Origin of the sequence: Taibaiella soli (assembly GCF_003236175.1) — a bacterium.
Classification (GTDB): domain Bacteria; phylum Bacteroidota; class Bacteroidia; order Chitinophagales; family Chitinophagaceae; genus QKTW01.
The window spans coordinates 74,304-100,949 of the sequence record NZ_QKTW01000017.1 but is presented as its reverse complement, the minus strand read 5'-3'; the positions used below and the strand labels follow the sequence as shown (position 1 = coordinate 100,949).

General features: G+C 43.7%; 25 protein-coding genes. 12 read left to right on the top strand and 13 right to left on the bottom strand.

All coding sequences use genetic code 11. The features are described from left to right. Positions 1-81: 81 nt before the first annotated feature. Positions 82-999 (top strand): hypothetical protein, encoded by a 918-nt coding sequence (locus DN068_RS11910; RefSeq protein WP_110999153.1) that lies wholly within the window; start codon positions 82-84, stop codon positions 997-999. 129 nt (positions 1,000-1,128) lie between these two features. Here the strand turns inward: DN068_RS11910 and DN068_RS11905 are convergent, their stop codons facing one another. Together DN068_RS11905 and DN068_RS11900 are read right to left on the bottom strand one after the other, a co-directional pair. Next, positions 1,129-3,492 (bottom strand): GEVED domain-containing protein, encoded by a 2,364-nt coding sequence (locus DN068_RS11905; protein ID WP_110999152.1) that lies wholly within the window; start codon positions 3,490-3,492, stop codon positions 1,129-1,131. A gap of 263 nt (positions 3,493-3,755) precedes the next feature. After that, on the bottom strand, positions 3,756-4,289 hold the full coding sequence (locus DN068_RS11900) for a DUF488 domain-containing protein (protein WP_110999151.1): 534 nt from the start codon (positions 4,287-4,289) through the stop codon (positions 3,756-3,758). Positions 4,290-4,390: 101 nt separating this feature from the next. On the opposite strand from DN068_RS11900, the gene DN068_RS11895 reads away from it, so the two are divergent. After that, complete coding sequence (locus DN068_RS11895) at positions 4,391-5,191, top strand: AraC family transcriptional regulator (RefSeq protein ID WP_110999150.1); 801 nt, start codon at positions 4,391-4,393, stop codon at positions 5,189-5,191. A gap of 291 nt (positions 5,192-5,482) precedes the next feature. After that, positions 5,483-5,851, top strand: a complete 369-nt coding sequence (locus DN068_RS11890; RefSeq protein ID WP_123985324.1) for an ArsR/SmtB family transcription factor — start codon at positions 5,483-5,485, stop codon at positions 5,849-5,851. A 55-nt stretch (positions 5,852-5,906) separates the two neighbouring features. Here the strand turns inward: DN068_RS11890 and DN068_RS11885 are convergent, their stop codons facing one another. Continuing rightward, entirely contained in the window at positions 5,907-6,656 is a 750-nt protein-coding gene (locus DN068_RS11885) for a hypothetical protein (RefSeq protein WP_110999148.1), read from the bottom strand. Between the two features lie 201 nt (positions 6,657-6,857). On the opposite strand from DN068_RS11885, the gene DN068_RS11880 reads away from it, so the two are divergent. Beyond that, complete coding sequence (locus DN068_RS11880; protein ID WP_110999147.1) at positions 6,858-8,396, top strand: hypothetical protein; 1,539 nt, start codon at positions 6,858-6,860, stop codon at positions 8,394-8,396. A gap of 109 nt (positions 8,397-8,505) precedes the next feature. On the opposite strand, the gene DN068_RS11875 is transcribed toward DN068_RS11880, so the two are convergent. Further along, positions 8,506-9,423, bottom strand: coding sequence for a TIGR01777 family oxidoreductase (locus DN068_RS11875; protein WP_110999146.1), 918 nt, complete (start codon positions 9,421-9,423; stop codon positions 8,506-8,508). A gap of 158 nt (positions 9,424-9,581) precedes the next feature. On the opposite strand from DN068_RS11875, the gene DN068_RS11870 reads away from it, so the two are divergent. Then, positions 9,582-9,779 carry a hypothetical protein gene (locus tag DN068_RS11870; RefSeq protein ID WP_110999145.1) on the top strand — a complete coding sequence of 66 codons (198 nt, stop codon included), beginning with the start codon at positions 9,582-9,584 and terminating at the stop codon, positions 9,777-9,779. Positions 9,780-9,925: 146 nt separating this feature from the next. On the opposite strand, the gene DN068_RS11865 is transcribed toward DN068_RS11870, so the two are convergent. Together DN068_RS11865 and DN068_RS11860 are read right to left on the bottom strand one after the other, a co-directional pair. Continuing rightward, positions 9,926-11,170, bottom strand: coding sequence for a metallophosphoesterase (locus DN068_RS11865; protein ID WP_110999144.1), 1,245 nt, complete (start codon positions 11,168-11,170; stop codon positions 9,926-9,928). 5 nt (positions 11,171-11,175) lie between these two features. Further along, the gene (locus DN068_RS11860; protein ID WP_165836373.1) at positions 11,176-11,676 is read right to left on the bottom strand and encodes an NADPH-dependent FMN reductase; all 501 of its coding nucleotides are present in this window, start codon (positions 11,674-11,676) and stop codon (positions 11,176-11,178) included. A gap of 286 nt (positions 11,677-11,962) precedes the next feature. On the opposite strand from DN068_RS11860, the gene DN068_RS11855 reads away from it, so the two are divergent. The 4 genes from DN068_RS11855 to DN068_RS11840 all read left to right on the top strand — a co-directional run bounded on the left by DN068_RS11855 (position 11,963) and on the right by DN068_RS11840 (position 15,286). Next, positions 11,963-12,640 carry a metal-dependent hydrolase gene (locus tag DN068_RS11855; protein WP_110999142.1) on the top strand — a complete coding sequence of 226 codons (678 nt, stop codon included), beginning with the start codon at positions 11,963-11,965 and terminating at the stop codon, positions 12,638-12,640. A 32-nt stretch (positions 12,641-12,672) separates the two neighbouring features. Continuing rightward, complete coding sequence (locus tag DN068_RS11850) at positions 12,673-13,494, top strand: ParA family protein (protein WP_110999141.1); 822 nt, start codon at positions 12,673-12,675, stop codon at positions 13,492-13,494. Beyond that, complete coding sequence (locus DN068_RS11845) at positions 13,481-14,422, top strand: ParB/RepB/Spo0J family partition protein (protein ID WP_110999140.1); 942 nt, start codon at positions 13,481-13,483, stop codon at positions 14,420-14,422. Before DN068_RS11850 ends, DN068_RS11845 begins: the two co-directional genes overlap by 14 nt. 375 nt (positions 14,423-14,797) lie before the next feature. Beyond that, positions 14,798-15,286 (top strand): YkgJ family cysteine cluster protein, encoded by a 489-nt coding sequence (locus tag DN068_RS11840; RefSeq protein WP_110999139.1) that lies wholly within the window; start codon positions 14,798-14,800, stop codon positions 15,284-15,286. Between the two features lie 160 nt (positions 15,287-15,446). Here the strand turns inward: DN068_RS11840 and DN068_RS11835 are convergent, their stop codons facing one another. The 4 genes from DN068_RS11835 to DN068_RS11820 form a co-directional block, all read right to left on the bottom strand. Continuing rightward, a complete protein-coding gene (locus DN068_RS11835; RefSeq protein WP_110999138.1) occupies positions 15,447-16,841 on the bottom strand; it encodes a cation:proton antiporter domain-containing protein in 1,395 nt (464 codons plus the stop codon). Between the two features lie 193 nt (positions 16,842-17,034). Continuing rightward, positions 17,035-17,508, bottom strand: a complete 474-nt coding sequence (locus DN068_RS11830; RefSeq protein WP_110999137.1) for a hypothetical protein — start codon at positions 17,506-17,508, stop codon at positions 17,035-17,037. 183 nt (positions 17,509-17,691) lie between these two features. Next, positions 17,692-18,792, bottom strand: coding sequence for an ABC transporter permease (locus DN068_RS11825; protein WP_243630225.1), 1,101 nt, complete (start codon positions 18,790-18,792; stop codon positions 17,692-17,694). Between the two features lie 144 nt (positions 18,793-18,936). Continuing rightward, the gene (locus DN068_RS11820) at positions 18,937-20,307 is read right to left on the bottom strand and encodes a M20/M25/M40 family metallo-hydrolase (RefSeq protein ID WP_110999135.1); all 1,371 of its coding nucleotides are present in this window, start codon (positions 20,305-20,307) and stop codon (positions 18,937-18,939) included. Positions 20,308-20,453: 146 nt separating this feature from the next. Between DN068_RS11820 and DN068_RS11815 the strand changes: the two genes are divergently transcribed. After that, on the top strand, positions 20,454-20,789 hold the full coding sequence (locus DN068_RS11815; protein WP_110999134.1) for a cytochrome c: 336 nt from the start codon (positions 20,454-20,456) through the stop codon (positions 20,787-20,789). A 167-nt stretch (positions 20,790-20,956) separates the two neighbouring features. Continuing rightward, positions 20,957-22,087, top strand: coding sequence for an N-acetyl-alpha-D-glucosaminyl L-malate synthase BshA (gene bshA, locus DN068_RS11810; protein WP_110999133.1), 1,131 nt, complete (start codon positions 20,957-20,959; stop codon positions 22,085-22,087). A gap of 149 nt (positions 22,088-22,236) precedes the next feature. Here bshA and DN068_RS11805 read toward each other — a convergent pair whose 3' ends face one another. The 3 genes from DN068_RS11805 to DN068_RS11795 form a co-directional block, all read right to left on the bottom strand. Further along, entirely contained in the window at positions 22,237-23,691 is a 1,455-nt protein-coding gene (locus tag DN068_RS11805; protein WP_110999132.1) for an autotransporter outer membrane beta-barrel domain-containing protein, read from the bottom strand. Between the two features lie 44 nt (positions 23,692-23,735). Next, positions 23,736-24,239, bottom strand: a complete 504-nt coding sequence (locus DN068_RS11800) for a T9SS type A sorting domain-containing protein (protein ID WP_110999131.1) — start codon at positions 24,237-24,239, stop codon at positions 23,736-23,738. Positions 24,240-24,424: 185 nt separating this feature from the next. Beyond that, a complete protein-coding gene (locus tag DN068_RS11795; RefSeq protein ID WP_110999130.1) occupies positions 24,425-24,769 on the bottom strand; it encodes a carboxymuconolactone decarboxylase family protein in 345 nt (114 codons plus the stop codon). A gap of 163 nt (positions 24,770-24,932) precedes the next feature. Between DN068_RS11795 and DN068_RS11790 the strand changes: the two genes are divergently transcribed. Then, positions 24,933-26,627: an amino acid permease gene (locus DN068_RS11790; RefSeq protein WP_110999129.1), complete on the top strand. Its 1,695-nt coding sequence runs from the start codon at positions 24,933-24,935 to the stop codon at positions 26,625-26,627. The last annotated feature ends 19 nt before the right edge of the window (positions 26,628-26,646 follow it).

Below are 26,646 nucleotides of genomic sequence, written 5' to 3'. Positions count from 1 at the left end.
CATTAAATGACATCGGAATGATAGCATTGCTCAAATATATTTTTACTTTCCGGCGAATAATTTTTTTTACTGAATCAGAAAATGAAATCCCTTTTTTCATACATCCTTATCGTCACGTCATTTGTTTCATTCGGACAAAGTGTTAGAAAAGAACAGCCGAAAGAAAGTCTTGCAGCGCCAGATACCGCAACTGTCAACTTTAAAATACCGCAGCATCTCAGAGCAATAGTGCAAAACATCGCAATTATTGATGAAGTACAATCAAAATATATCGGAGATGGGGGTGCAGAGAGCGACAACTATAGAAATTACTTGCAATTACAGAAGCTGGCTTCAACCAAGGAATTAGTGAGCCTGACTTATGATACAAACAGTGTTGTTGCGTGTTATGCAAGCTGGGCTTTGGCAGATGAGTCTTATCCAGATTTGCCGGCCGTCTTCGCCCATTTTCTTAAAAATGATAAAGTAGTTCAAACACTTCGCGGCTGCATAAAATCTACAAAATCGATTTCAACCGAGCTCTACTATCGATATTGGAATAAAGTGGATGAAAAAGCAAAAGCTGATGACAGACTTTTGTCGCAACTTGACAGCACCATAATATACACCTCAGAAGCTGGATGGCTGCTGAAAGAGCGGGCTTTTCAAAACAGAGTTTATCCTCCGTGCTATAATGATCAAATCGAAAATCTCGCGTTTCTGCAAAATAGCATCGAGGCTGTCTTTTATCTGTGCGATTGGTATCGTGCTGCCAATTCCGAAAATTTAAAAAAAGCGCTGATTGAACGCTTGCAAGAGACGGATTACAGCAAATCCGGGACAGACGAATATTACCGGATTTTGGATGAATTACTTCGGTTCCGTGACGCGGAAATTAAACCGGTCATTATTAAAAAATTAAAGGACGATCAATCCTGGAAAAATAGTGAACCCTGGAGTAACGATGAAGTGCGTTTCAAAGCACTAGCCAGAAGTTATGATATTTATGAAATAGATTGATTCCTCGACAGACATATCTGCAATGAGTTTGTGCAAGAAAGTGACAACAGCTGTGAGCATTTAAAAACACAAAAAAGACCGGACATCACTGCCCGGTCTTTCTTGTATATTCTGTCGCCAGAGCAAAAACTATTTGTACACTGCTAATTTTAAACTGCACGCACTGTGATCGCTGACGATTTTTAACTGGTACAGACCCGTACTAATAGTTACTGGTAAATGGATCATTTGATCCAGATTACCGTTAGCCACGCTTGTTTGCTCTTTGTATACACATTGACCAATGGCATTAAAAAGCATTAGGCTCAATGATCGACTGTTTTTATCTTCTATCTTGCCTTTGATTCTGAAACTTCCATCATTCGGATTCGGAAATATGCTTACAGCATCTTCGTTTCCGTCAACATGGGCAACGCTCGTATTAGAGAGCACCTGAATGTTGAGCACGTTGCTGGTAGAAGACAGTCCGCATGAATCGGTATTATGAACCCAAACGCTTATCTGGTCATTGTTTTGTAAATCTACACCTGCAGTCGCGGTATAGCTTATCGTTGTTCCACCCGGGATGGCTGTACCATTATTACGCCATTCGTAAACGGGCGCATTGCCGCCATTGGTTACCGTTGCCGTAAAAGTCACATTTTGTCCGGTAGCCAGATTAGTCCCCGGATTAGCAGTTATAACGATCGCGGGTGTCACTATAGGGTGAACCGCTAAGGTAATCGTGTTGCTTGTCACCGTTGCCGGAGTTACACAAGAGAGACTGCTCGTAAGTACACAGGTAACTGTATCGCCATTGGCAGGAGCGAAACTGAGTGTATCGGTATTAGCTCCCATATTAACACCATTCTTTTGCCATTGATAAGTAGCGCCAGAGCCGCCATTTACCGAGGTAGCTGCAAAGCTCGCTACTTGTCCGGCGCAGAAGGACACTGCATTTGAAGCAATACTAACAGACGGTGTGCCGGACACATATACTGTAAAGTCTTCCACCTGACCGTAAGCCGGGTTTCCACACGGTGTTGGCGTGGCGCTTCCAAAAAAGTCGGAAAACACGCGCATGCGCAAAGGTGTACAAAGTGGGACACCTGTAGTAGGAACAATAACTGTAGCCGTTTGATCACCTGATGTCGAGGAATAATCCATTACTTGTTCTGAGGTTTGAAATACGCCATCATTATTCCAGTCAATCCAGGCTGCACCATTTTCATCATTCCAAAGACCTGTAGAAACAGTTAACGTATACTGCATGCCGGCTTGTAAATGGGCTATGGACTGTCCAGTCAAACATGAATTGGCGGTATTGTCCATATAGAAATTCCCATCCTGGCTATAGCCGCCGCTTGCATAGCTCATATCTGCGAGTGTGACATTTTGTGGACCTATGCCGTATATATTGCCAGGGGCCGAAATAGCGCTGGGCACACAAGCTAAAACCGGAGAGGGCAGATTGGTCGGAAAGATTCCTGGAGCATAGGCACCCAGAGACGTATTCAACGATCCTCGGTTATTCAGCATCTGAAATATCATTCTTGATCTTTGTCCAACAGTAAAACGGTTCGGGCAACTTGAATAATTCATGATATTGTAGTTAACCGGAACGTAGCTGCTATTGGTACATGGATTGATACCGGTAGGGCAGCCTGACACTAGCGGATGTGGGTCCGTATCGCAGACGTAATCCCCGTCGGTTACGCAATTATTATTGGTTGGACAAGTCGTCGGACTGCTCGATCCTTCAAATGTATGTGCAAGGCCAAAAACGTGTCCCACTTCATGCGCAATGGACCAATCTGTCTGGTCGTAACGCAACACAACGCCATCCCGGTATGCCGGAGTGCCGGGATAAGTGGCATAGCCAGCGACAGCACCACCATTAGCGGCAGCGCCCTGAATATTGGTGACAATCCATATGTTCACATACTTTGAAGAGGGCCATATGCTTAATGCTTTCACCAGTGAATCATCAGCACCTAATGTTGCGCCGGCCATTTTAATTCCATATGCTGCATAACCGGGCAAACTGCTCCCATTTACGCGGTTAATGCCATTTGTCGCCTGGCAAGAAGGAGTTCTCTGAGCCAGCTTAAAACGGAGCGGAACATTCACGCCACCGTTGTTGGTATCCGGATTGGATGCCCAGGTAGCTGCATAAACGGAATTCAGATAATTCACTAATGTCTGGATAGTGGCATCACTTGGGTTTTGTGGTGTGCCAATATTTTGTCCTGTATGAATAATGTGAAACACAATCGGAATCTCATAGACCATTCCTGTAGGACTGCTCACCAGCAATCCCTGTGCCATTTTGGGCCCCTTAGGCTTGTTATACGCAGCCCATTGCTGCAACTGGCGTTTAAAAGCGGTAGCATACACCGAATCATGTTCCATCTGATATTTATGAATTAGATCACTGGCACACGCGGGATGAGTTTGAGAAAATGCAGCTACAGAAAAGAAAACTGCAATAATCGATAGGATACTTTTTATCATATGCTGTTTAAAGTGGTTTACGTTTGGTTTGGGGATATTGTGGGTTGGTAATTATAGAACTTTCTATTTTAGGTGAATAGGCTGTTCAACCTCCATTTTCAGCTGCGAAGATAATGGAAATTGAAAAACAATTTTGCAGCTGGATGAAACCGCAGGTCCATTTCTTGACTGCTCATTACCTGTGATCACTAATTAAAAGGTTTTTCGGGAGATAGAATAATGAAGGGAATATAAATCGCCTGTTATGAAATGCAAGTATCGAATCACTCCGCGGAATAAAAAACCTGATCCCCGACAACGCGGGCAGGCGATGTGTAGCGATGCTCTTCGGCTTTGCCAGGTGCAGAGATGTGTAATACCAGCCAGCCTTTTGCTTTCAGATAATCAGAAACCATGGAACGATGGCATCTCCACCACAATGCCTCTGCGCACATGTAAACAGTTGGTTGCTGTGCAGCGATTCTTTGAAGTTCTGCTATCGCTTTTTTGAATGCATCTGTTTCCATATAGTCGGCATAACCCATAAATGATCTGTTGCGCCAAAGGTTATTTATCGAATCTTTTTTTGCAGGTCTTCTGCCACCCAGATCTTCCATATGAATGTAATCAATGTCGTTTTTTTTTAACGCTTCTGCCAGGGTCTCTTTGTTGAAATCAGGGTATTTTCTTGAGCCGGGAAAACGTCTGATGTCTACCAGCATTTTAATGTTAAATGATCGCAGCATTTCAATAAAATATTCGAGACTATTGGTCGAATGCCCGACCGTATAAACCGTATGTTTCTCTACCGCTTTCATTATTGATATTCTGCCATTACTGAGGCATTGAGCAAATTAATATAATTTTTTCTTGCTTATTTTATATCTTCCATACGGACTGTTTAAACTTGTGCCGTACCATGTCTGACTTCATCCAGGTAAAAAATAAAATAGAATCGTCTTCTCTTTTGAAAGTGAGCCCCTTTCGAAAAGAAATCAGAAAGACTGAACCGCATAAGCACAACAGTTATTTTGAGCTGATCTATTTGTCTAAAGGAACGGGTACTCATACGATCGATCATTCGACTTACAACATTCAACCTCCGGTTATATTCCTCGTACGGAAAGAACAAGTCCATCACTGGGATTTAAGCAGTGAGCCAGACGGTTTTGTAATCATTCTGAAAAAAGGATTTTTAGATCAGAGTCTCGACAGCGAACTAAAAGCCTTGCTGATAAAATTAAGTGCCCACGCCTGCATGCAAGTGCAGGATTCTGTTTTTATAGAACAGGTATTTCAATTACTTGCTTCCGAAACAAACTTCCATATTCAGGAAGGATTATTAAAAGCATTATTTGCCAAAGTATCGGAAGTGTCCTTACCTGTATATCAGAAAGTAAATAAAAGTGTAGATCTCGTTACCACCTTCCGCGAATTACTCAGTCAGAAAACAGGCATTAAAAATAATGTTGCACATTATGCTACACTGCTACATACATCGCCGCAAAACCTGAATGCAATCTGCCGAAAAGCAACCAATCAGGCTGCCAGTGAGCTGCTCGCCGAATACATAATCGCTGAAGCCAAACGCCTTTTATTATACACAAATAATTCAGTAGCGGAAATTGCCAATTCACTTGATTTTAGTGATGGCTCCCATTTTGTCAAATATTTTAAGCGGTACACAACGCAAACACCGTCCGCTTTTCGCAAATTGTAAGGAATACAAGCATTTTTTCTGGTTGCAGAGGTGAATATTATTTCAGCAGGCCTGATCGTGGCTATTTGTATAGAAATGGGGTAATTCGCCATTACAGACTGGCGAACGATCTTAATTGCGATAGCCGGACTGGTCACAACATTGCGTTTCCGGAGTTTAAATGCCGCCTAGGTTGTGTTGGGAGGATTTCTTCCAGGCTATGTACTTTGCTATTCTGTGGCCATTTTGCATTCCGAGCAATAAAGAATACCATTGTTTTTTCAAATCTACCATTCTGCTTTCCTCAATTTCATGAAATTAGTATCAGCGTATTTTCTACGCCAGAATCTGCATATGGACAGCACGCATTCGTTTACAAAATACCAAAACGATCTCGCCGGCATCGCGCGAGTGATCGCACATCCGGCACGGATTGCCATCTTGCAATACTTGTCAGCCGTCCATGATGCAAGCTTTGATTATATACTTGACGATCTGGAACTGGAACCAGAAGCTCTTGGTGTTCATCTCAAGGAGCTGGAAAATTCGGGCTTCATTCGCAAAATCAAACAGGACGAAGACTTCCATTATTTTATTGATACCCTGTCATGGAATAAATGCAAAGAGATACTGATGGGCTTCTTCAAAGAAGTACCTAAAAACAATAATCGCTGCGATTAGAATTTTCGCTGCGCCGGAAGGTAATTTAGCACAACACTAAATAGCCATTCAGCAGTCAATTTTGTTTTTCAGCAGAAGCCTTTCCTCTCAACAACAAATGCTTTTCCTTATATAGCTCATACCAATTACCAGCTGCAAAATAATAGGCCGTTTTTCCGTTGGCCATGGAAGGAAAATATCCTTTAAATGCCTTTGTATAATCACCATCCGCACCCGCTATGCTCACGTGATACGTGTTGTCAAGGTATACCTTACGCTGGAAAAAAATATTTTGCTTGCGATCGAAAATCAGTTCCATATCTTTTCTCTCACATAGGCTATTATCCGTATCCGGCGTGCATTTATCAACAAAATGAAGCTTTAGATGAAATTGATTGCCTTGCTCCCAAACCGATGGCTGGATAATATGCCGCTCTATCAGTTCATTGGTTTCCGAATGAAAAACGGACGAATTAAAAATAGGACAGACTAAATGAAGGTGATGATCGCTAACACAGAATATCGCCTGCGAATTATTTTGTGCGCCATTACCTCCCGGCAAGCCAAAGCTTACATACAGAAATTTTTCCTGCAGCAATCTTGTGTCGATAATTCCATATTGACTATTCGTCAGGCAAAAAGTGTCTTTTGAACAAATCACCAATGACGTTCCATCTTGAATGCGATGTCTGAATTGAATCGTATCGTAACCGGAACCGGAACCCATAGATTTGATGCGAATGTTTGTATCGTGGCTTTTTGTTTTCCCATAGGTGAACGAACAAAAAAGCAGGGTAGATAGCGCTGTAGCGATTTTTATATTCACGATTCAAACAAGTTAGTTTGCAAACAAAATTTACAACATTTCATCCAACCTTGTAAAAATCCGAGCAAAACCCGGTTACTCCAAACGTCTTTATACGGTACACTTCTGGGATATAATTGGAATTAATGCTCCATCGGCATTTTGCAAATTATACTATTAAATATATTTATTATATTAGCAATAGATGTATTGTCCATTGTTATGGCTCCTAAATTCGAAGGCAAAATGCTGAAACTGGGGAACGAATATCCTACAGCAGAAGAAACAGGTGATGTGCTGAATACGATCAACTACATGATTGCTCAGCTGGCCAGATCATATCCGGAAGGAGGTACGCTGCGTCAGGCACATCCAAAAATGCATGGCTGCGTAGAGGCGGAATTTAAAGTACCGGAGCTGCCGGAACATCTTCGGGTAGGACTGTTTAAGGAACCACACACTTACCGTGCATTTATCCGGTTTTCAAATTCTAATACGCGCATCAGGAATGATGAGAAACCTGACATTCGCGGCTTCGCTATAAAAATTATCGAAGTGCCCGGAGAGAAATTACTCGCCGGCGATCATGCTGCACAGACACAGGATTTCATACTGATGTCGCACGAAGTTTTTATTGCGAAAACAGTAAAAGAGTTCAGCAAAAGTGTGATACTCTTAACACTGCCATTGGGGCTCGCTAAGGCACGTTCGTTTTTCAAAAATTTCTGGTCGAATGCACGCGTGATTGCGGGACTGTTGCGTGCTGAATCAAAATGCGTACAGGCTCTTGATATTCCATACTGGAGCACTACGCCGTATCAGTTTGGCGCACAGGATAAAGCAGTCAAATATCATGTAAAACCAGAAAATGATGTTCCCATTCCTGCTGGCATTACAACGGGGAACGATTTGATCAGACAGAATATGGTAAACGTATTGCTGGAGCGCGAAGTAAGCTTTGGCTTTTATGTTCAGTTCCAGGAAGACCCTTATAAAATGCCGATTGAAGACGCTACGGTAAAATGGAAATCTCCTTTTGTGAAGCTGGCGACCATTACTATAAAAAGGCAGGAATTTGATACCGCAGAAATGAACAAACTTGGCGAAGACATGTCATTTTCGCCCTGGCATTCACTGCCGGAACACAGACCGTTGGGTGGCCTGAACCGCGCAAGAAAACTGGTGTATACAGCGCTGGCCAACTACAGGAGAAACAAAAATCATGTGCCGTTAAAAGAGACTCCTATGGAGGAAAAACTACAGCAAGTCAACACAAATATTACCACATCATCTAAAGACAATGGCATGGACCAGAATAAAAACGAAGCAATCGTAAAGCAATTATTTTATGATTACGCACACGGTAACGCCGCAGGTGTTTTCGCTGCTATGAGCAATAATATTGTATGGACAGAACCCGGCGCCCCCGGCGTTCCATTTGGCGGCATACACTCCGGTATACAGGAAGTACAAAAAATGTTTGGCATGGAACAGGCCCTGCTCCAAATACTAGCGCCTTTAACACCGACATGCTTCTTTAATAAAGACAACATGGTGCTTGTTCAGGGCCACGATAGCGCAAAAGTGCTGGCTACGCAAAAAATATATTCCACTGAATGGGTTATGGCATTTACACTGGCTGATGAAAAAATCGTCAACGTACAGGTGTACATGGATACCTACGCAATTGCAGAAGCTTTCAGAGCGGATGCGCCTGTCAAAGAAACAGTGCAAGATGGGGTAGCCAGTGTCGCGTCCTGAAGTTGGCGGCACATGAAAAATATTTGATTGGCATTCCTGGCTTTGTCGGGTGATGTAAATGCATGTTCGTATTCAACTTTTACTTTCACCCAAATCATCATTATTAACTTCAGCGCTTCTTGAGTAAATCGTGCACCGCTTTTTCAATATTCGGATACTTAAATGAAAAGCCTGCTCTCAGGATTTTTTCAGCACTTACCGTTGTGCTCTTTAAAACCTCCACGCTCATCTCTCCAAGCATCATTTTCAGAACGAACGAAGGCACAGGCACCGGAATTTTGATGCCACCTTTTTCTTGTCCTATATCTTTCATCAGTCTTTTGTTGGAAACCGGAACAGGAGCCACGCCGTTATAAATGCCATAAAGTGTGTCATGCTGAAGTAGGAAAGTGATCATGCGGGCAAGATCTTCCACATGAATCCAGCACACCATTTGCTGGCCACTACCCAAAATCGGTAGCACGCCCATGCGCGTCGGTTTTTCAAATTCCAGAAAGGCTCCGGATTCTTTGCCGAGTACAATACCAAACCGTACAATTACTCTGCGCAAAAAATGAGCCGCTTCTTCCGATGCTTCCTCCCATTCTCTGCAGACCTCTCCCAGAAAATCAGGGTAGGCGGGTGCTTCTTCTGTAAATGGCGTTAATCCAGGTCTGTCGGGACCATAAAAGCCGGTGGCCGAGGCGCAGAGTAGGGTTTTGCAATTCGGCGCGTGAATCTGAAGCATTTGTACCAAAAAGCGGGTAGAAGCTACCCGGCTGTCAATGATTTCTTTTTTGCGTTCCGGCGTCCAGCGTTTACCGGCAATGCTCGCGCCCGCTAGGTGCACCATTGCATCTGCTTTTCCCAAAGCTGCTATATCGCATTTTTTATTGTCTGGATCCCAGTGCGCATAACTGAGTTGTTCGTCGCCGGTTTGTTTGGCCGAACGGGTGAAAATGATCACTTTATATCCTTCAGATTGAAGCTGCGTTGCTAAATGGTGACCGACGAAGCCGGTGCCGCCGGTGATTCCAATTGTTTGCATAGGAACTTTTTAGGTAGTGCCAGTAATTTACTTCTTTAATAGGGTAGTAAAATCGTGCCTTATTTAAAGGAATGTTAAAGGCTCTAGTTTTTGAGAAAAAATTAAATGCGTAACAATAATCTTTTATTATTTGCCGTTTAAGCTGAAAATCTATCTTAATGAGCAAAACTTTACTCCGTACATTTTCTCCTTCAAACCACAAAACGACGCTGGCGGCTAGCACACAGAAAAGTGAAAATGAATTGCTGGGCGGCGAAATGAAAAACATGAAGGATTTCTGGCAACAGGCTTCAGAAGAACTGTTACAGCCGAGACCAGAAGCAGTAGCCATGCTACTCAAAAAAATCGGTCACTGAAAAAAATAAGGCGAAAACGGATATCGATCTGTTTTCGCCTTTTTCTTTTTTTGCGAGTGGTGAGTTGTCCGCTGCAAGTGTCCATCAGGCCTATTGCATAACGACGTATCAATCTCTTTGCCGTTTTAACTTATTAACGGCGAAGCCTACACGAATTCAAAAACAGTAATTTCCGGAAGGATACCCAGTCGACCAGGATATCCCAGGAACCCGAATCCCCGGTTTACATATAAGTATTGTTCTCCTTCCTGATAAAGTCCCGCCCATTTCTGATACATATATTGAATCGGGCTCCATTTCAGACCAGGAATTTCTACGCCAAACTGCATGCCGTGCGTGTGTCCGGCAAGTGTGAGTTGAATGTCTTTATACTCCGGTGTTACTTGTGCATCCCAATGGGAAGGGTCGTGCGAGAGCAACATTTTAAATGGAATATTTTTTTCCGGCAAACCTTCGTAGGCTTTTTTCATATCGCCGTAACGGGAGAAATGACCTTTAGCGCCCCAGTTTTCGATACCTACAATAGCAATTTTCTCGCCGTTTTTCTCCAGTTCCACATGTTCATTGAGGAGCAAACGCCAGCCCATTTCTGCATGGATTTGTTTCAGGCGGTCCAGATTCGCTTTTTTAGCAGCAGGTGAATCCCATTCTACATAATCGCCATAATCGTGGTTGCCAAGGCTGGAGTATACGCCCAGCGGCGCTTTGATACGAGCAAATATCTCTTTGTAGCTTTCAGCTTCTTCACTTTTATTATTGACCAGATCGCCGGTAAAAAGCACCAGGTCCGGTTTTTCGTCAATGATTTTCTGAACGCCGCGTTCTACCGCATGATGACTGTCGAAACTACCGGTATGAATATCGGAGATCTGAACCACTTTCATTCCTTTAAAGGCCTCTGGCAGCGATTTAAAAGAAAGACGAACGCGACGCACATGATAATTGTATCGGTTTTTTACGCCATAAACGAAGCCACCCAAAGCAAAGCCACCGAGTAACAGTGCAAATCTTGTAAGAAACGTTGAACGGCTGATGCCTTTCGGGTCAGGCATCGGAACGGTAGTCGGTGATTGGAACGACTGAAAAATCCAAAGTGCAATCCTGCGTATTTCGTCAACCAGCATCACCAGCGTCATCAGGACTTTGCCGACTGTCATGCCCAGAATCACAGCAATAGAGAGGTTGCGCAGCAAATGCGGCAGATGAGCCCAATTGATCTGGCGGAAAAATATGATAGCGCTCCAGGCCAGGACAGTAATCAATACATACACTGAAATTACGCCGATCCGCCAAATGGAAGGCAGATTCCGGACCGCTGAGCGAATTACGATAAAACTGTAATATTCCACCAATCCTAAAATGGCGATGAACAACAATAAGCGCAACCACATAAGTTCTAAAAGTTTAAAAATTCATCGATTTGTTGCTCAATTACCTGGCGGGTGGCAGGAATCAGCAGATTGCCGTCTTTATCCATTTCTTCGTTGATCCGGGAAATCGGCAGTTTGTTATACAATACATGCACTTTTACGTAATGCAGGATATTCGTAAGGTGTTCCATACCTCGCAGATTGCCCGCCCGACCGTCGGATACGCCAGTCATCATTGCTTTTTTATGCCACCAGGCTTTTTTGATATCACTGTTGTCGAGTAGTAGTTTTAGTATGCCGGGAAAACTGCCATTGTATTCAGGAATGATGAAAACGAATTTTTCGGAAGGAATGAGATAATTTTCTTCAATTTCCTTCATCACGTCATTACGTGTTAAAATGTCCTTGTCCTCCAGCGAAAGCAGTTGGACGTTATTCGTTTTTTCACTCAGTATTTTATAATAAAGATTGGCGACCCGCAGTGTCATACTGTCTTTGCGGTTGGTGCCGGCTATTATTGTGATCATTGGGAGTAAACAGAAAATATGGTTGCAAAGGTACATGCTTTGGTCATCGGAAGTGAATACGTAAAATCGAATGACAAATTGTTATACCTGATATAGTTGTGGAAATATTTGAAAGTGTACCGGCATTGTTTCGACCACCGCGGCTCGATGTATTATCTATTGTTTAAATGAATGGTCTGCTTTTCATTTCATCTTATCCACATTTTATATTTAAACGCTCAAAAAGTCGCGGGCGAACATTATTTTTGTGGGCCTTTTAATACCAGGTCAACTAAACGATACGGCTATGAAATTTACTTATTACGGACATGCTTGCTTTATGGTAGAGACTGCGGGCAAGAAATTACTGTTTGATCCGTTTATCACCGGCAATGCGCTGGCTAAAGATATTGATGTAAAGAAAATTGAAGCTGATTATATTCTTGTTTCACATGGTCATGGTGATCATGTTGGTGACATGGCGGCGATTGCTCAAAATACAGGAGCTACGGTTATTGCAGCGGCAGAAGTAGCAGGCTGGGCGCATCAGAACGGTTGTGAAAAAGTACATGGTATTAATTTCGGTAGCATGCAGTTCGACTTCGGTAAACTGCGTTTTGTACCGGCTTCACACAGCAGCAGTATGCCTGATGGCAGTTATGGCGGTAATCCCGGCGGTTTTGTGATCAGCAATGATGAAGGAGCTTTTTACTACGCGGGTGATACTGGCGTGATTACGGATATGCAGTTGATTCCACGCTTCGTGAAACTTTCATTTGCAGTATTGCCAATTGGCGGTAATTACACAATGGATGCAGAAGAAGCAATCCTTGCGGCAGATTTTATTCAGTGTGATAAGATAGTTGGCGTGCATTTTGATACCTTTGAAGTGATCCGCATAGATCATGAAGCAGTTGCAAAACAATTTGCTGCTGCGGGGAAAACGCTTATTTTGCCGGAAATCGGTAAAGAAATTGCCCTATAAGATTATTGACTTTTTTGAATTTAGACTTACAAATGTGTAAAGTTATAGCGATAGCCAACCAGAAGGGTGGCGTAGGAAAGACTACCACAGCCATTAATCTGGCTGCGAGTCTGGCAGTGCTGGAGTATAAAACCCTGCTTGTGGATGGCGATCCGCAGGCTAACAGTACTACGGGTAACGGGTTTGATCTGAAAAATATTCAGCTCAGCCTTTATGACTGCCTGGTAAATGATACGCCCGCCAGCCAGATTATTCTGGAAACGGAAACGCCTAATCTTTACCTCATGCCGTCTCATCTTGACCTTGTTGGTGCTGAAATCGAACTGATCAATCATCCAAACCGTGAGCATATTCTGCGTGCAGCGCTAGAAGAGCAGCGTAAAGAGTTTGATTTTATCATCATCGATTGTTCGCCGTCGCTGGGTCTCATCACGGTAAACGCGCTTGCGGCAGCTGATAGCGTAGCCATTCCGGTACAATGCGAATATTTTGCCCTTGAAGGTCTCGGCAAATTGCTGAACACGATCAAGATCGTACAAACGCATATCAACCCTGACTTACAGGTGGAGGGTATTCTGATGACTATGTACGATGGCCGTTTGCGTCTGAGTAACCAGGTTGTGGAAGAGATTAAAAATCACTTTGGTGAACTGGTATTTAATACCATCGTACACCGCAATACCAAACTGGGTGAAGCGCCGAGTTTTGGTAAGCCTGCATTGATGTATGATGCAGAAAGTACAGGTGCTGTAAACTATCTGAATCTCGGTAAAGAGATTTTGCAGAAAAACAACCTGACTAAGATTAAAAACGAGGATAAAATATTTGAAACTGACGAGCATGGCTCAAAATAAGAATCCACAAAAACAGGCATTAGGAAAAGGTATCAGAGCGTTGCTCAATACTATTGATGAGGACATGAAGGCGACCACTGATGTGGTGTCTGGTGCGAAACCACAGCCTGTTGCCGCTGCTTCTGCTGCAAATAACGGAAATGCTATTAATCGTATTCCGGTAGATCAGATTGCGGTCAACCCGAAACAGCCGCGTCATGATTTTGACGAACAGGCGATGAATGAATTAGCAGAAAGTATTAAACTGCATGATATCATCCAGCCAATTACGGTTGTAAAAGTGGGTGAAAAATCATTTCAGATCATTTCCGGTGAGCGTCGCTGGCGTGCCGCTAAAATGGCTGGGTTGAAAGATATCCCCGCTTATGTGCGTACTGCAGATGATCAGCAAATGCTCGAAATGGCATTGCTTGAAAACCTGCAACGCGAAAATCTCAATGCTATTGAAGTGGCACTGAGCTACAAGCGTCTTATGGATGAATGCGACCTTACTCAGGAACAAGTTTCTGAGCGCATGAAAAAAGAGCGTAGCACGGTGACCAATTACATCCGTCTGCTCAAATTACCACCAGATATACAAAAATCAGTACGCGATGGCCGTCTTTCAATGGGACATGCGCGCGCTATTATCGGTTTGGAGCAGATTGATCAGCAATTGTATGTTTACCGTGAAGTGCTGGAAAAAGGATTGTCTGTGCGCCAGGTAGAACAGCTGGTAAAAAACATGACTTCCGAGAAAATTCCGAACAATCCGGTAAAAGACGCGCACAAACTGCCGCCTGCTTACAAACGTATTGAGGACAATATGGCTTCCCATTTTTCTACGCGTGTTAAGCTCGATCGTAAGAAAAATGGTAAAGGTTCTGTCGTGATAGAATTTTATAGCGACGAGGATCTGGAAAGAATCATGGACAAGATGAATGTGTAACAATGAGTTATGTATAATGATAGATTCTGAAGATTCTGAAAATTGTTTTTTAGATGTTATTACACCTAAAATTTGTTGACAAAATCAATTTCCATCGTAATTTTACATTACAAACAACGACATAAAATACTTCAGCATATAGCATAAAGATGTTTTCATGGTGATAGGGTTTATAGGGGCTGGCCTGTTCTCAGGCTGGCTTTTTTTTATTTACCCCGGTCCCTGAAGGGGAGTTCCATCGCGAGACACACTTTGTCATGGTGAGCGTAGTCGAACCATGGAATATCGACCTTCGACGCAGCTCAGGGTGACAAACGACGAATTGCTTTGACCAATCACCATTGACCATTCACTTTTCAGTAACTTTGCGTTTCCATGGCAAATCAGGATTCATTACCGGCAGACTGGCAAAAGGTTTCTAAAGAACATCAGAAATCTTATAAACGATTGCTGGAAAAAGGCAATAAGAATAAAATGCTGAAAGCATTGCCGGATTTGCATGAGGAAGCATTCAGCAAAATTGATTGTCTGGAATGTGCGAATTGCTGTAAAAATTATTCCCCTCGTTTTAAACAACCTGATATCAAACGTATTGCCAAAGCGCTGCGCATGAAAGAAGGTGAATTGGTTGGTAAATACCTTAAACTGGATGAGGACAGCGATTATGTCTTAAAACAATCGCCCTGCGCTTTTCTGCTTGACGACAACACGTGTTCTATTTACGAAGATCGCCCGAGCGATTGCCGCCGTTATCCGTATACCGATGAAGACGTACTGCTGAAGCGTGTTTCCCTTACTTTAAAGAATGCAACCGTTTGTCCGGCTACTTTTGTGGTGCTGGAACAATTGATGAAGATCGGGTAAATTAAAAATTCAAAAGTTAAAAGTGCAAAGTTTGTATGGGAAAACCCAATAGCAGCACTGGTGATGCAGTGTGCGACGCAACTTATTTTAACCGGAGTTTTGACGCTTGTGGCAAAAATAATTTTGATATAATCGGGCGAAAAATAATCTCGCACCAGCTTTAGTCTCCCGTAACCTTTAGCCAATTCAATATTGGCGTGGTCATGAGTGTAGTGACGATTGCCATTAATACCATCATGGTAAACATTTCTGGCGTGAGAATGCCGAGGTCGTAACCAATGTTGAGTACCACAAGTTCTACGAGCCCACGGGTATTCATCAGTGCACCAATGGCAAGGCTATTGCGTGGTGTTTCTCCGGTAAAGCGTGCGGTGAAGGCGCTGCCTCCCAGTTTACCCAGTACAGCGATAAGAATAATGAGTAGACAGGTAATGCCTAGTTCCGGCGTGTTGAGTAGTCCTACTTGCGTACGTAAACCCGTAAATACAAAGAACAGTGGCAACAATAATACGAGCGCGACATCTTCAATTTTATGGATAAGGTTATTTCTGAAATTCCAGTTTTGAGGCATGACAACGCCGGCCAGAAATGCGCCGAACAGAGCGTGAATCCCGATGACTTCCGCGCAATAAGCACTAAGTAACAATACTACAAATACCAGCGCGAGCGTGGACCGGTGAATGTTTTTGTCTTCGGTTTTGCGTGATAGTAATTTGCTGAGAAAAGGCTTTATAATAAAAAACATTGCCAACACGTAAATCAGTGCGAACAAAATGGTGTACATAGCCGCGCTTAGGGAGCCTGCTTTGGCAATGGCTACAACAATTGCCAGCAAACACCAGGCCGTGATATCATCTGCTGCTGCGCAGGTAATTGCTAAAGTGCCGAGTCGTGTTTTTTGCCAGTTGCGCTCACGTATAATTCTGGCCAGTACCGGAAATGCGGTGATACTCATGGCGATGCCCATAAAAAGCGAGAATGCGTAAAATGGGATATGTGGCGGCGCATATTTTTGATAAATAAAATAGGCGAGCGAAACGCCCAATCCGTATGGAATGACGATGCTGGCGTGGCTGATCATGATGGCTGCGCCGGCTTTTTTCTTCAGTACATTCAAATCAAGTTCCATTCCGATAACGAACATGAACAGGATGAGTCCGATTTGACTGAGCATCTGCAGGTTGCCCAATGATGCTGCCGGGAAAATAAACTGACTGAAACCAGGTAACGCAGCGCTCATCAGCGAAGGACCAAGAAGGATGCCTGCGATGGTTTCGCCCATCACGGCGGGCTGCCCGATTTTTTGAAACAGATAAGCGCAGAGTCTTGACGCAATGATAATAATGGTGATCTGCATAATAAATACGGCCAGTGGGTGCGATAGTGCCGAATGCGCGTTTTGCTGCAGGGCCTGTTTTGGCATTGGGTTTGCCGTGAGTGTGCTGCCAATGGAGGTTTCTAATTGCTTACCTGCGTGTAAAACAAAGAAAATAAGCCCTACCAGTGCACCGATGGTGATTATGTAAAATAAAATGCCAGATCTTGTTTTTATCATTGGTGTTTGGATTTCGTTTTTAAGTTGCGGGTTTTAAGTTATAAGTTGTACGTTTTAAGTTCTACGTTATAAGTTTTAACCTCTTGACTTTTTAACGGTTTGACTTTTGGAGTATCAGTGATCAGCAAAATAACAAAAAAGAGGTTGTCACAGACAACCTCTTTTTAATGATTTCGGGTACAATCGACGGCTATTAAGATGGCCATTTTACGGATTCGTTTTCGTAAAACGGACCCCATTGTAATTCTGTGAGTACACCGTTTTCGAACCACAGGCTGAGTGTGGCTTCGTCGATGTGCAGCAAACGGTGTTCAGGACTTTCTTCGGCTACTTCTTCATCTTCTTCTGGTTCGCCCCAGTCTTTCTTACTGATCGAATCCAGAATTTCTTCCATTTCACGGCCTATAAGTACTTCACCTTCCAGTTTGTAATCTTCAGAACTTACTGCGATGCTGGTCAGTTTCCATTCATTTTCCTGATCAAAGGAAAGTGACAGTCCCAGATCATCATAATGCCAAGCTTCTGTATCGTCGCCATCGTCAGACAAAGAGTATTTTTCTTTTTCAGACGGTGCGCCGAGGATTGCTTTAGCCTGATCGCGTGTCATACCGAAGATGAGCTTGCCTAAGCCTTGGCCCAGGCGTATTTCTTTCATATTATTTTCCATAGCCGGGAAATTTTTCACAAGATAAGAAAAGCTGACGCTAAGTCAAAAGTCAAAATTCAAAAGTAAAAAAAGCCGAAATCTTAGTGAATGTCTAATAATAGATAATCTACCATAAACCTGCCTCATGTATTGAGGTTTCGTTTTTTTGATGTGACAACCAGGTATCCGTTAATTGTCCATTGATTACTCTCTCACGTCGAGTACATCTCTCATTGCATTGCCGAGGATGTTAAATGCATAAACCAGCAGCATGATGGCAATGCCGGGAATAATGGCGAGAAACGGGCGATCAGTGAGCAGAAAATTATAGTGCTCCTTAATCATAAGTCCCCAGGACGGTTGGGGAGGTTGTACGCCTATGCCGAGGAAACTCAGCCCTGCCTCTATCAAAATGGCTGTTGCAAAATTACTCGCAGCAATGACCATTACCGGCCCGGAAATATTGGGCAGGATGTGCCGGAAAATAATTCTGATATCGCTTAATCCTAACGCTTTCGCGGCCGTTACATATTCCATCTCGCGCAGCACCATAATTTGTCCGCGAATGAGACGTGCGGCGCTGACCCACATGGTGAGTCCGATGGCGATAAAAATTTCCCAGAAACCTTTCCCAATAGTAAGCGTAATGGCGAAAACAAGCAGCAGGGTAGGAATGGCCCAAAGCATATTAATGACCCACATGATGGCGTTATCAATAATACCGCGGAAATATCCGGCGAGTGAACCTAAAATAATACCAATAGTTATAGACAGAATAACCGCGACAAATCCCACGGCGATACTCACCCGTGAGCCGACGAGCAAGCGTGATAAAATATCACGTCCATAACGATCTGTGCCCAGCCAGAAACGGATTTTTTTAATCTGGTATTGCTGCAAATAAGTTTGCTGTGCCGCGATCGATTGTTGTTGTATTGATGAAGGCACGAGTGCGCTCAGTTTGTAGGTAATGGTGTCGCTCATGTCCTCATCGATATAGTGCGACACTAGTATTTTATCTTCCCGAAACCAATAACTATTGATGGGTAGATATTGAAACGCCGATGGCATGCCGGTAAACCAGGCGGTGAGCCTATTTTCTTTAGCAGGTGGAATGGCTTTGGGAATATAAAGTAATTGTTTCCGGAAACCAGGTTGCCGCGCGCCCAGCTCTACAATCATGCGATTGGCATAGGGCGAGGAATCGGGCGAGAGCTGGTAAGCGAAGATCGCCACCAGACAAGTGAGTCCGATGATACAAGCCGCAATGACAGCCGATGGTTTCCGGAAGAGTTTTTTTATCAAATGGTCAATTGTGAATGGTCAATTGTGAATGGTCAATTGTGCGAAATTCAAGTTCGTGAATGATCGGGTCTGAATAGCCGTATTTTAGAACAGTCAATTTTTGGGAGCCTTTCATCGGCATTCACCGTTGACCATTCACCATTGCTACAGTCCGTATTCACTGATCAAATATACCATCGAAGTCATCGCAACAGCGCCGAGTTTCAATTCGCGATGATTTACCTGTTCAAAGACATCAGCGTTGGTATGGTGGTAATCAAAATAACGCTGCGGATCTGGCAATAAGCCCATCATTGGTACACCTTGTTTGCCGAGGAAACTGATATCGGCACCGCCTTCATCTTTAGAAAAATCATAAATGCCATAAGGTAAAAACAATGGAGCATAGCCTTGTATTTTCATCTTCTGATTTGGCTTCATTCCTTCCGTACCAAAACCTCTTGGCGAAAAACCTCCGGCATCCGTTTCCAGTGCCAGAATTGTTTTTTCTTTATTTTTCAAAGCAGAATCAGCATAAGCAGCGCCGCCACGGGTTCCGTTTTCTTCATTCATAAACAATACGGCACGAATAGTACGTTTTGGGTGAATGCCCAAAGCTTTCAGTGTACGGATCACTTCGATAGATTGTACACAACCAGCGCCGTCATCATGTGCGCCTTCGCCTACATCCCATGAATCCAGGTGGCCACCGAATACCACAATTTCTTCCGGATGTTCCGAACCTTTAATCTCACCAATTACATTATAAGATGGTGCAGTACCATCCATATGGCATTCTGACTGTAAAACAGCAGTCACTTCCTTGCGGCTGTGACAGGCTTCTTCCAGTTTATCGGCGGTTTGATTGCCGATCGCTACTTCGGGAATTTTTTTGGTGGTATCGCTGTAATGCATGGACCCGGTATGCGGCACATCATCTGCTCCCGTAGAAATAGAGCGGATAATTACGCCTGCTGCGCTTTTAGCTGCAGCGATGGATGGACTTGCCCAACGATATTTTACGGCATCGCCATAACCAGCGAAGGTATTGACCCAATCCTGGCGGAAGCGATAATTGAAGAAAACAATTTTTCCCTGCACTTCGGCTTCGGTCAGGTTTTTGAACTCGTCAAAATTGTTGACCATAATAATATCGGCCTTTAGCACCTTTCCTTTGGTGCCTTCCGAATTGCCCAAAGAAAGCATCGGTACGCTGATAAAACTATTGTTCGGGCCTAATGGTAATTTCAGACTTTCCTTGCCGCGTACCCATTTCGGAACATCTACAGCTTGCAACCAAACGCGGTCGGCTCCTGCATCTTCCATCGCTTTTTGTCCCCAGATCACCGCCTTTGCGGCTTGCGGAGAACCACTGATACGATGTCCGATGGTTTTGCAAAGCGTACGCAGACTGTTATAGCAGGTGCCATTGAGCATAATATCGTCTGAAATGCGGTGGATGGTCAGCGAATCGCTGGCGGCCTGCACATAAGCTGAAAATAGTGTAGCGGCAGCGAGTAGAAATGTTTTTTTCATTATGGTATTTTTTGAACGGACGTGATATTCCGTTCACCTTAAAGCAGTTTTATAGCCTCTAAAATAATAGAAATGCGGATTAATTTGTTCAAACGTAATGCGGCGATCTCAAATCTTTTAGTAATTTTATTTGTAAATAGATCGTTATGAAAAAGCTGCTTGTTATTACAGTATTAGCCGTTACATCAATGGCATTGGTTCAATGTGCTCCCAAAACCTCTAAATCTGTAAGCTCAGCAGGTCCGACACCAGAAGAAAAAGTAGCAGAGATCAAGAAGAATTTTACGGACGACCAGCTTGCTCAGGGAAAAACAATTTTCGAAGCTAATTGCCAGAAGTGTCATAAACTGAAAGAACCGCCGACGCACACCGTGCAGTCATGGGAAGGTATTATTCCTGGTATGGCGAAAAAAGCGCACCTCGATGAAACGCAAACCAGCCTGGTACGCGCGTATATTCTGAGCAACGCGAAAATGAGCTAGTTAAATACGCCTAAAGCTTAAAGCTGTACTACGTGGGAAAGCTTTAAGCTTTGGGCTTTAAGCCCAAATTGGTCCATTGAAAATGCTGATGCAGGTATTCTTGATATATCCCTCAGGATATGGATATTTGCGTCAGCATTTTTGTTTTACATAAGCAGGTAATAGTAATGAAGATAGGTATTGTTTGCTACCCGACATTTGGCGGTAGTGGGGTTCTGGCTACAGAATTAGGTATGGCGCTTTCTGAAAAAGGCCATGAAATACACTTTATCACCTACCAACAACCGGTACGGCTCAATTTCCATCCCAATATTTATTATCACGAAGTAACGGTGCCCACATATCCGTTGTTTGATTTTCCGCCTTACGAAACTGCTTTGGCCAGCACCATGGTGAATGTGATTCTAAACAATAATCTGGATTTACTGCATGTGCATTATGCGATTCCACACGCGTCGGCTGCTTATTTCGCCCGTCAGATTTTGAAAAAACAGGGCAGAGATATTCCATTTATTACAACGTTGCATGGTACGGATATTACATTGGTAGGGAAAGATCAGACGTATGCGCCGGTGGTTACATTCTCGATTAATGAATCAAATGCGATTACAGCGGTTTCCGATAATCTGCGTGAAGAAACCTATCGTTCTTTTGCCATCGAAAAAGATATACAGGTTATTCCAAACTTTGTAGATTCCATCCGTTTCCGCCAAACTGATAAAGGACATTTTAAAAAAATGCTGGCACCAAATGGTGAGCGGATCCTGGCGCATGTTTCCAATTTCAGAAAAGTAAAAAGAGTAGAAGATGTGGTGCGCGTATTTGAACGGGTACATGAAGTGATTCCGTCTAAATTGCTGATGATCGGCGATGGGCCGGAGCGTCAGAGTGCTGAAGAGCTTTGCCGTACGCTGCGTATCTGCAATGATATCCGCTTCCTTGGTAAACAGGAACAGATGGATGAAATTCTCAGCATCACCGATTTATTTATTCTGCCTTCTTCTTACGAAAGCTTTGGCTTAGCAGCACTGGAAGCAATGTCTTGTGGTGTACCTGTGATCTCTACCAATGCCGGAGGATTACCGGAAATTAATGTGCAAGGTAAAACAGGCTATTTAAGTGATGTAGGCGATGTAACGGATATGGCGAAACATGCAATTGAAATCCTGAAAGAAGACAACACGCTGGAAATGTTTAAACGGAATGCAATTGAGCATGCCAGCAATTTCGAAAAGGAGAAAATCATTCCGATGTACGAGAACCTGTACAATCAGGTAGTGGCGAATTACAAGAGGTAAGTTGTGAGTTATAAGTTGTATGTTATAGGTTATAAGTTGGAATTAAACATTAAACATTCCGGTTAACGTCAGGAAAAAGATTCATAAATAAGAAAGCCGTCCCAACGATGTTGTTGGGACGGCTTTTCTGATTTTATGTGCTTTAGCGATTATTTGCCTTTTACTGATGGTGTTATACCCAGTGCGCCAGTTTTTGGCATTTCCAGACGGCCAATTTGCAGTGAAGGATCTTTACCCAGCTCTACCGGATTCAGGTATTTGCCTTTGTTTTCTGCTTCTTTTTCTACAACCGGCACTACGCGGTGTGCATTTGCGAATGCATCCTGACGGATACCAGTTACCTGCCAGCTTACTTCTACATTTGGCTGATTGGTTTTGATCACAAATTTGTTGCCGTTTACTTTTTCAGCAACGATTGCTTGCGCAAACGTACCGATCACCGTCAGCTGATAACGGAAATCTTTATTCAGTGTCTGAAAATAATCAGGCAGTGTAACTACTGCTTTACCGTTAGCGTCTGTAGTGATGTTGCCGTTATAAACGTTCATCATATCCGGGCTTTCTACGAAGCTGTGGTAGAGGTATTCGTTTGCAGGATTCATCGGGTTGTCGATTTTGAACGTACCGGATGATTTCGCCAATGTACCATTGATCTGTACATTGCCATTAAAGAAACCGGCATAGTTAGTAGCACCGCCAGTTGCCGTACCATAAACGCCTATTTTAGTACCAGCTGCCGTGCCGGTATAATTATTTGCGTAACCGAAAACACCAGCTGCTGAACCCTGGGAATAAGCCTGGCCCAGAACACCCATGTCTGTAAGGGTAGAGGTTGGCGCAGAGAGTGAGTTCAGTGCGCGACCGTCTACACCGGTGTTGTTACCAGCGCCAACGATACCTGTCGCAGAACTTGTCTGGGTTGCCGGTGGAAATGCCGCGACAATGCTACCAGCAGCGTTTTCTGATGTACCGGAGTATTCCACTCGGTGAACACCATAGTTGACGCTACCGTTATAAGTGGAGCTGATATATTGCAGCATAGAATCCGTTGCAGCAACACTTCTAATGTCCAGCGTCGCAATTGGCGTAATTGACCCGATACTTACTTTGCCAAGGCTGTCGTAAATGCTGGAGTTGCCAATTGCAGATGCAGAAGTAAATTTACTTACATAGTTTTTAGTACCGGAAACACCGCCAGTTGTTGCGTTTGCCGCATACAATGCATAAGGAACACTCAATAATTGAGATGTACCAAGTGTTGTGTAAGAACTACCACCTGTAGGATCTGCTTCTACTTTAATGTATTTATTGCCGGAACCCCAGGTAATATTGGCGAACGTGCCGCTTACCACAGAACCACCGCCAATTTGCAGATTATATAAGCCGAGGGCATTTGTAGTAACAGTTTGTGTTTCTACATACTGAGCCGTACCTGTGGAAGAACCATCGAGGATGGAGATGCGAAGACCAATAGACTGGTTGGCAATCGCACTACCGGTTGCAGAACGCGCTACACCCTGGTAATTGAATTTTTGAGGAGCCTGAGCAAAGGCACTATAAGCCGCAAATGCGCAGAGCGCAAAAGTTAAAAATTGTTTTTTCATTTTATTCAAATCGGGTGGTTAATAAATAAGGGAATAATGAGTAATTAGTTTTTTTCAATTTTAAAGACAACGGAAGAAGCTTTGTCAGCGCCTGTAGGCTGATACAGCACATGAAGCAGGTAGTGACCGCTGGCTAATGATTCCATCGATACCTGTTCGGTCTGACTGCCGGAACTGATCTTCAGCGAGCGACCTGCAATTTTACGGCCGGTGATATCCTGCAGCTCATAGTTCAGCGTTCCGCTTTTCGCGAAATCATACTGGATATTGAGCAATGAAGATGCCGGAACCGGATAGACGTGCAGATTGTCGTTAATCCCTGCTGTAGTATTTACATCCGTAGAGATTGGATCAGTTTGCAAAACACCTTGTGTAACCATCAGACTGGAAGTGGTAAAGGTTTGTACCAGGGGCATTTCCCCAACTGACCATTCGAAGATGTCGGTGCTGACAACCGCAGTGCCACCCGTCGCATTCAGCGTTTGGGTATAGCTGCTCATCTGCGCCTTCGAAGCCTGTGCGCATAGCACAGCTATGGCGGTAGCCATTAGGACTTTGTGTAAGGTCATTGGATTGAGTAGTTGTGGTTTTTAGAAAGGTTAAAACTATAAATTTTTCGCAACAAGTAGCAAATATTTGTCATCTCATCGCAAATGTCTTCGGTGAAAGACATAAAAGAAACGCGATACAGTTGGGCACCGTATCGCGTTTTATTTGTTTATGAAAAAAGTTTTTAGCCTTCCTGCAGTGCTTCCCAATATTCTGCAGCGCGGCGGGTATGTGGAATTACAATAGTACCGCCAACAATGTTTGCCACGGCAAAAATTTCATACATCTCATCCGTTGTGATGCCCTCATCGTGACACTTGCCGAGGTGATACTTGATACAATCGTCGCAACGGAGTACCATGCTGGCAACCAGTCCGAGCATTTCCTTTGTTTTTACCGGCAATGCGCCTGCTGCATATGTATTGGTATCGAGATTAAAAAGACGGTTGATCACTTTATTATTCTTACTCAGGATCACTTCGTTCATTTTACCCCGGTATTCGTTGAATTCTTCTACGATCTTACTCATGATTTTACTTATTTGCACTCCAAATGTAAGAAGCCGCATTCAAATCCTGCCTAAGCGAGTATAGATGGTATATATCCCTGTCAATTTTCGGCCGGCGCTTTTTTCTTGTTCATTTTTCAATTTACTTTACCGCCCGTATCACATCAGATACGTTTTAGCGCGCATGTGGCAAGACTTATTTCGTAAAAAATCTATACAACAAATTGAGCTGGAAGCAGCAAGTGGGCTCAGTGACGGGCACGGGTCCGGCGGGCTCAATAAAGTGCTGGGTGTCCGCGATCTTACTTTTATGGGTATCGCAGCCATTGTAGGGGCCGGTATTTTTTCCACTATCGGAACAGCCAGTTTTCAGGGTGGTCCGGGTGTGGTGTTCCTGTTTTTGTTTGTATCGATTGCCTGTGGTTTTTCTGCGGTTTGTTATGCAGAATTTGCGAGCATGGTGCCGGTGTCGGGTAGTGCTTATACCTATTCTTATGTTGCCTTCGGCGAAATCATTGCCTGGATAATTGGCTGGGATCTCCTGATGGAATATGCGATTGGTAATATTGCGGTAGCCATTTCCTGGAGTGATTATTTCACCACGTTACTAGACGGGCTGGGGCTGCATATTCCGGAGTTTCTGACCATGGATTACTGGACCGCGAAAGCAGGCGCTACCGCTGACGCTAAACTTGCCTGGGCCAATGCGCCTTCGTTTGGTAGTTTTAAACTGATTTGTGATTTACCGGCATTCCTGATTACCGTTGTCATTACCGCGATCATATATATAGGTATCAAGGAGTCGAAGCGATTGATGAATGGCATGGTGATTTTGAAAATGGCGGTGATTGTGCTGGTGATTATTGCCGGTGCTTTTTACGTAAAACCCGTAAACTGGCATCCGTTTATGCCTAATGGTATTGCTGGCGTGCTGGGCGGAACGGCAGCTGTTTTCTTTTCGTACATCGGGTTTGATGCCATTTCTACCACAGCAGAAGAATGTCGTAATCCGCAGCGCGATCTGCCACGTGGCATGTTTTATTCACTGATCATTTGTACGGTTGTCTATGTTTTGATTGCCCTGGTGCTGACTGGTATGGTGAGTTATAAAGAACTGAATGTAGGCGACCCGCTGGCACATGTGTTCCAGAGTATCCAGATGGATTGGATGGCGGGTATTATTTCTGTAAGTGCGGTAATTGCCACCGCGAGTGTATTGCTCGTTTTCCAGCTCGGACAGCCGCGTATCTGGATGAGCATGAGCCGTGATGGTTTGCTGCCGCCGGTATTTTCGCGCATTCACCCAAAGTATAAAACACCTTCGTTCTCTACGGTGCTGACGGGTTTTGTAGTGGGTATTCCGGCTTTGTTTATGAATCTGAATGATGTGGTAGCGCTGACCAGCGTGGGTACTCTGTTTGCATTTGTGCTGGTTTGCGGAGGTATTTTGCTGCTAGAGGAAAGAAGAAAGAAAGGCGATACTTCGCAAACCGTATCGGCAATTAAATTCAAAACACCGTATGTCAATGGTCAGTTGATTGTACCGGCGCTGTTTATTACAGCAGTCATTTTGTTCCTCAAATTTTATCCCGGCGGCGTGAGCGGCTTTTTGAGTGGCGTAAATGAAAAAGGTGAATCGGGCTGGAGCGTCTGGCGCGAAAAAGTACCTTACCTGCTTTTCGGTACGGTGTTTCTGGCGACTACTATTCTCAGTTTCGTAAAGAAATTATCACTTATTCCGGTGCTCGGATTTTTATGTTGTACTTACCTGCTTTGTGAATCCGGAACGACCAACTGGGAACGTTTTGTGGTTTGGCTGGTGATTGGGCTGTGTCTGTATTTTGTGTACGGAAAGAAACATAGTAGACTTCGCCGTTAGTCAATGGTCAATGGTCAAT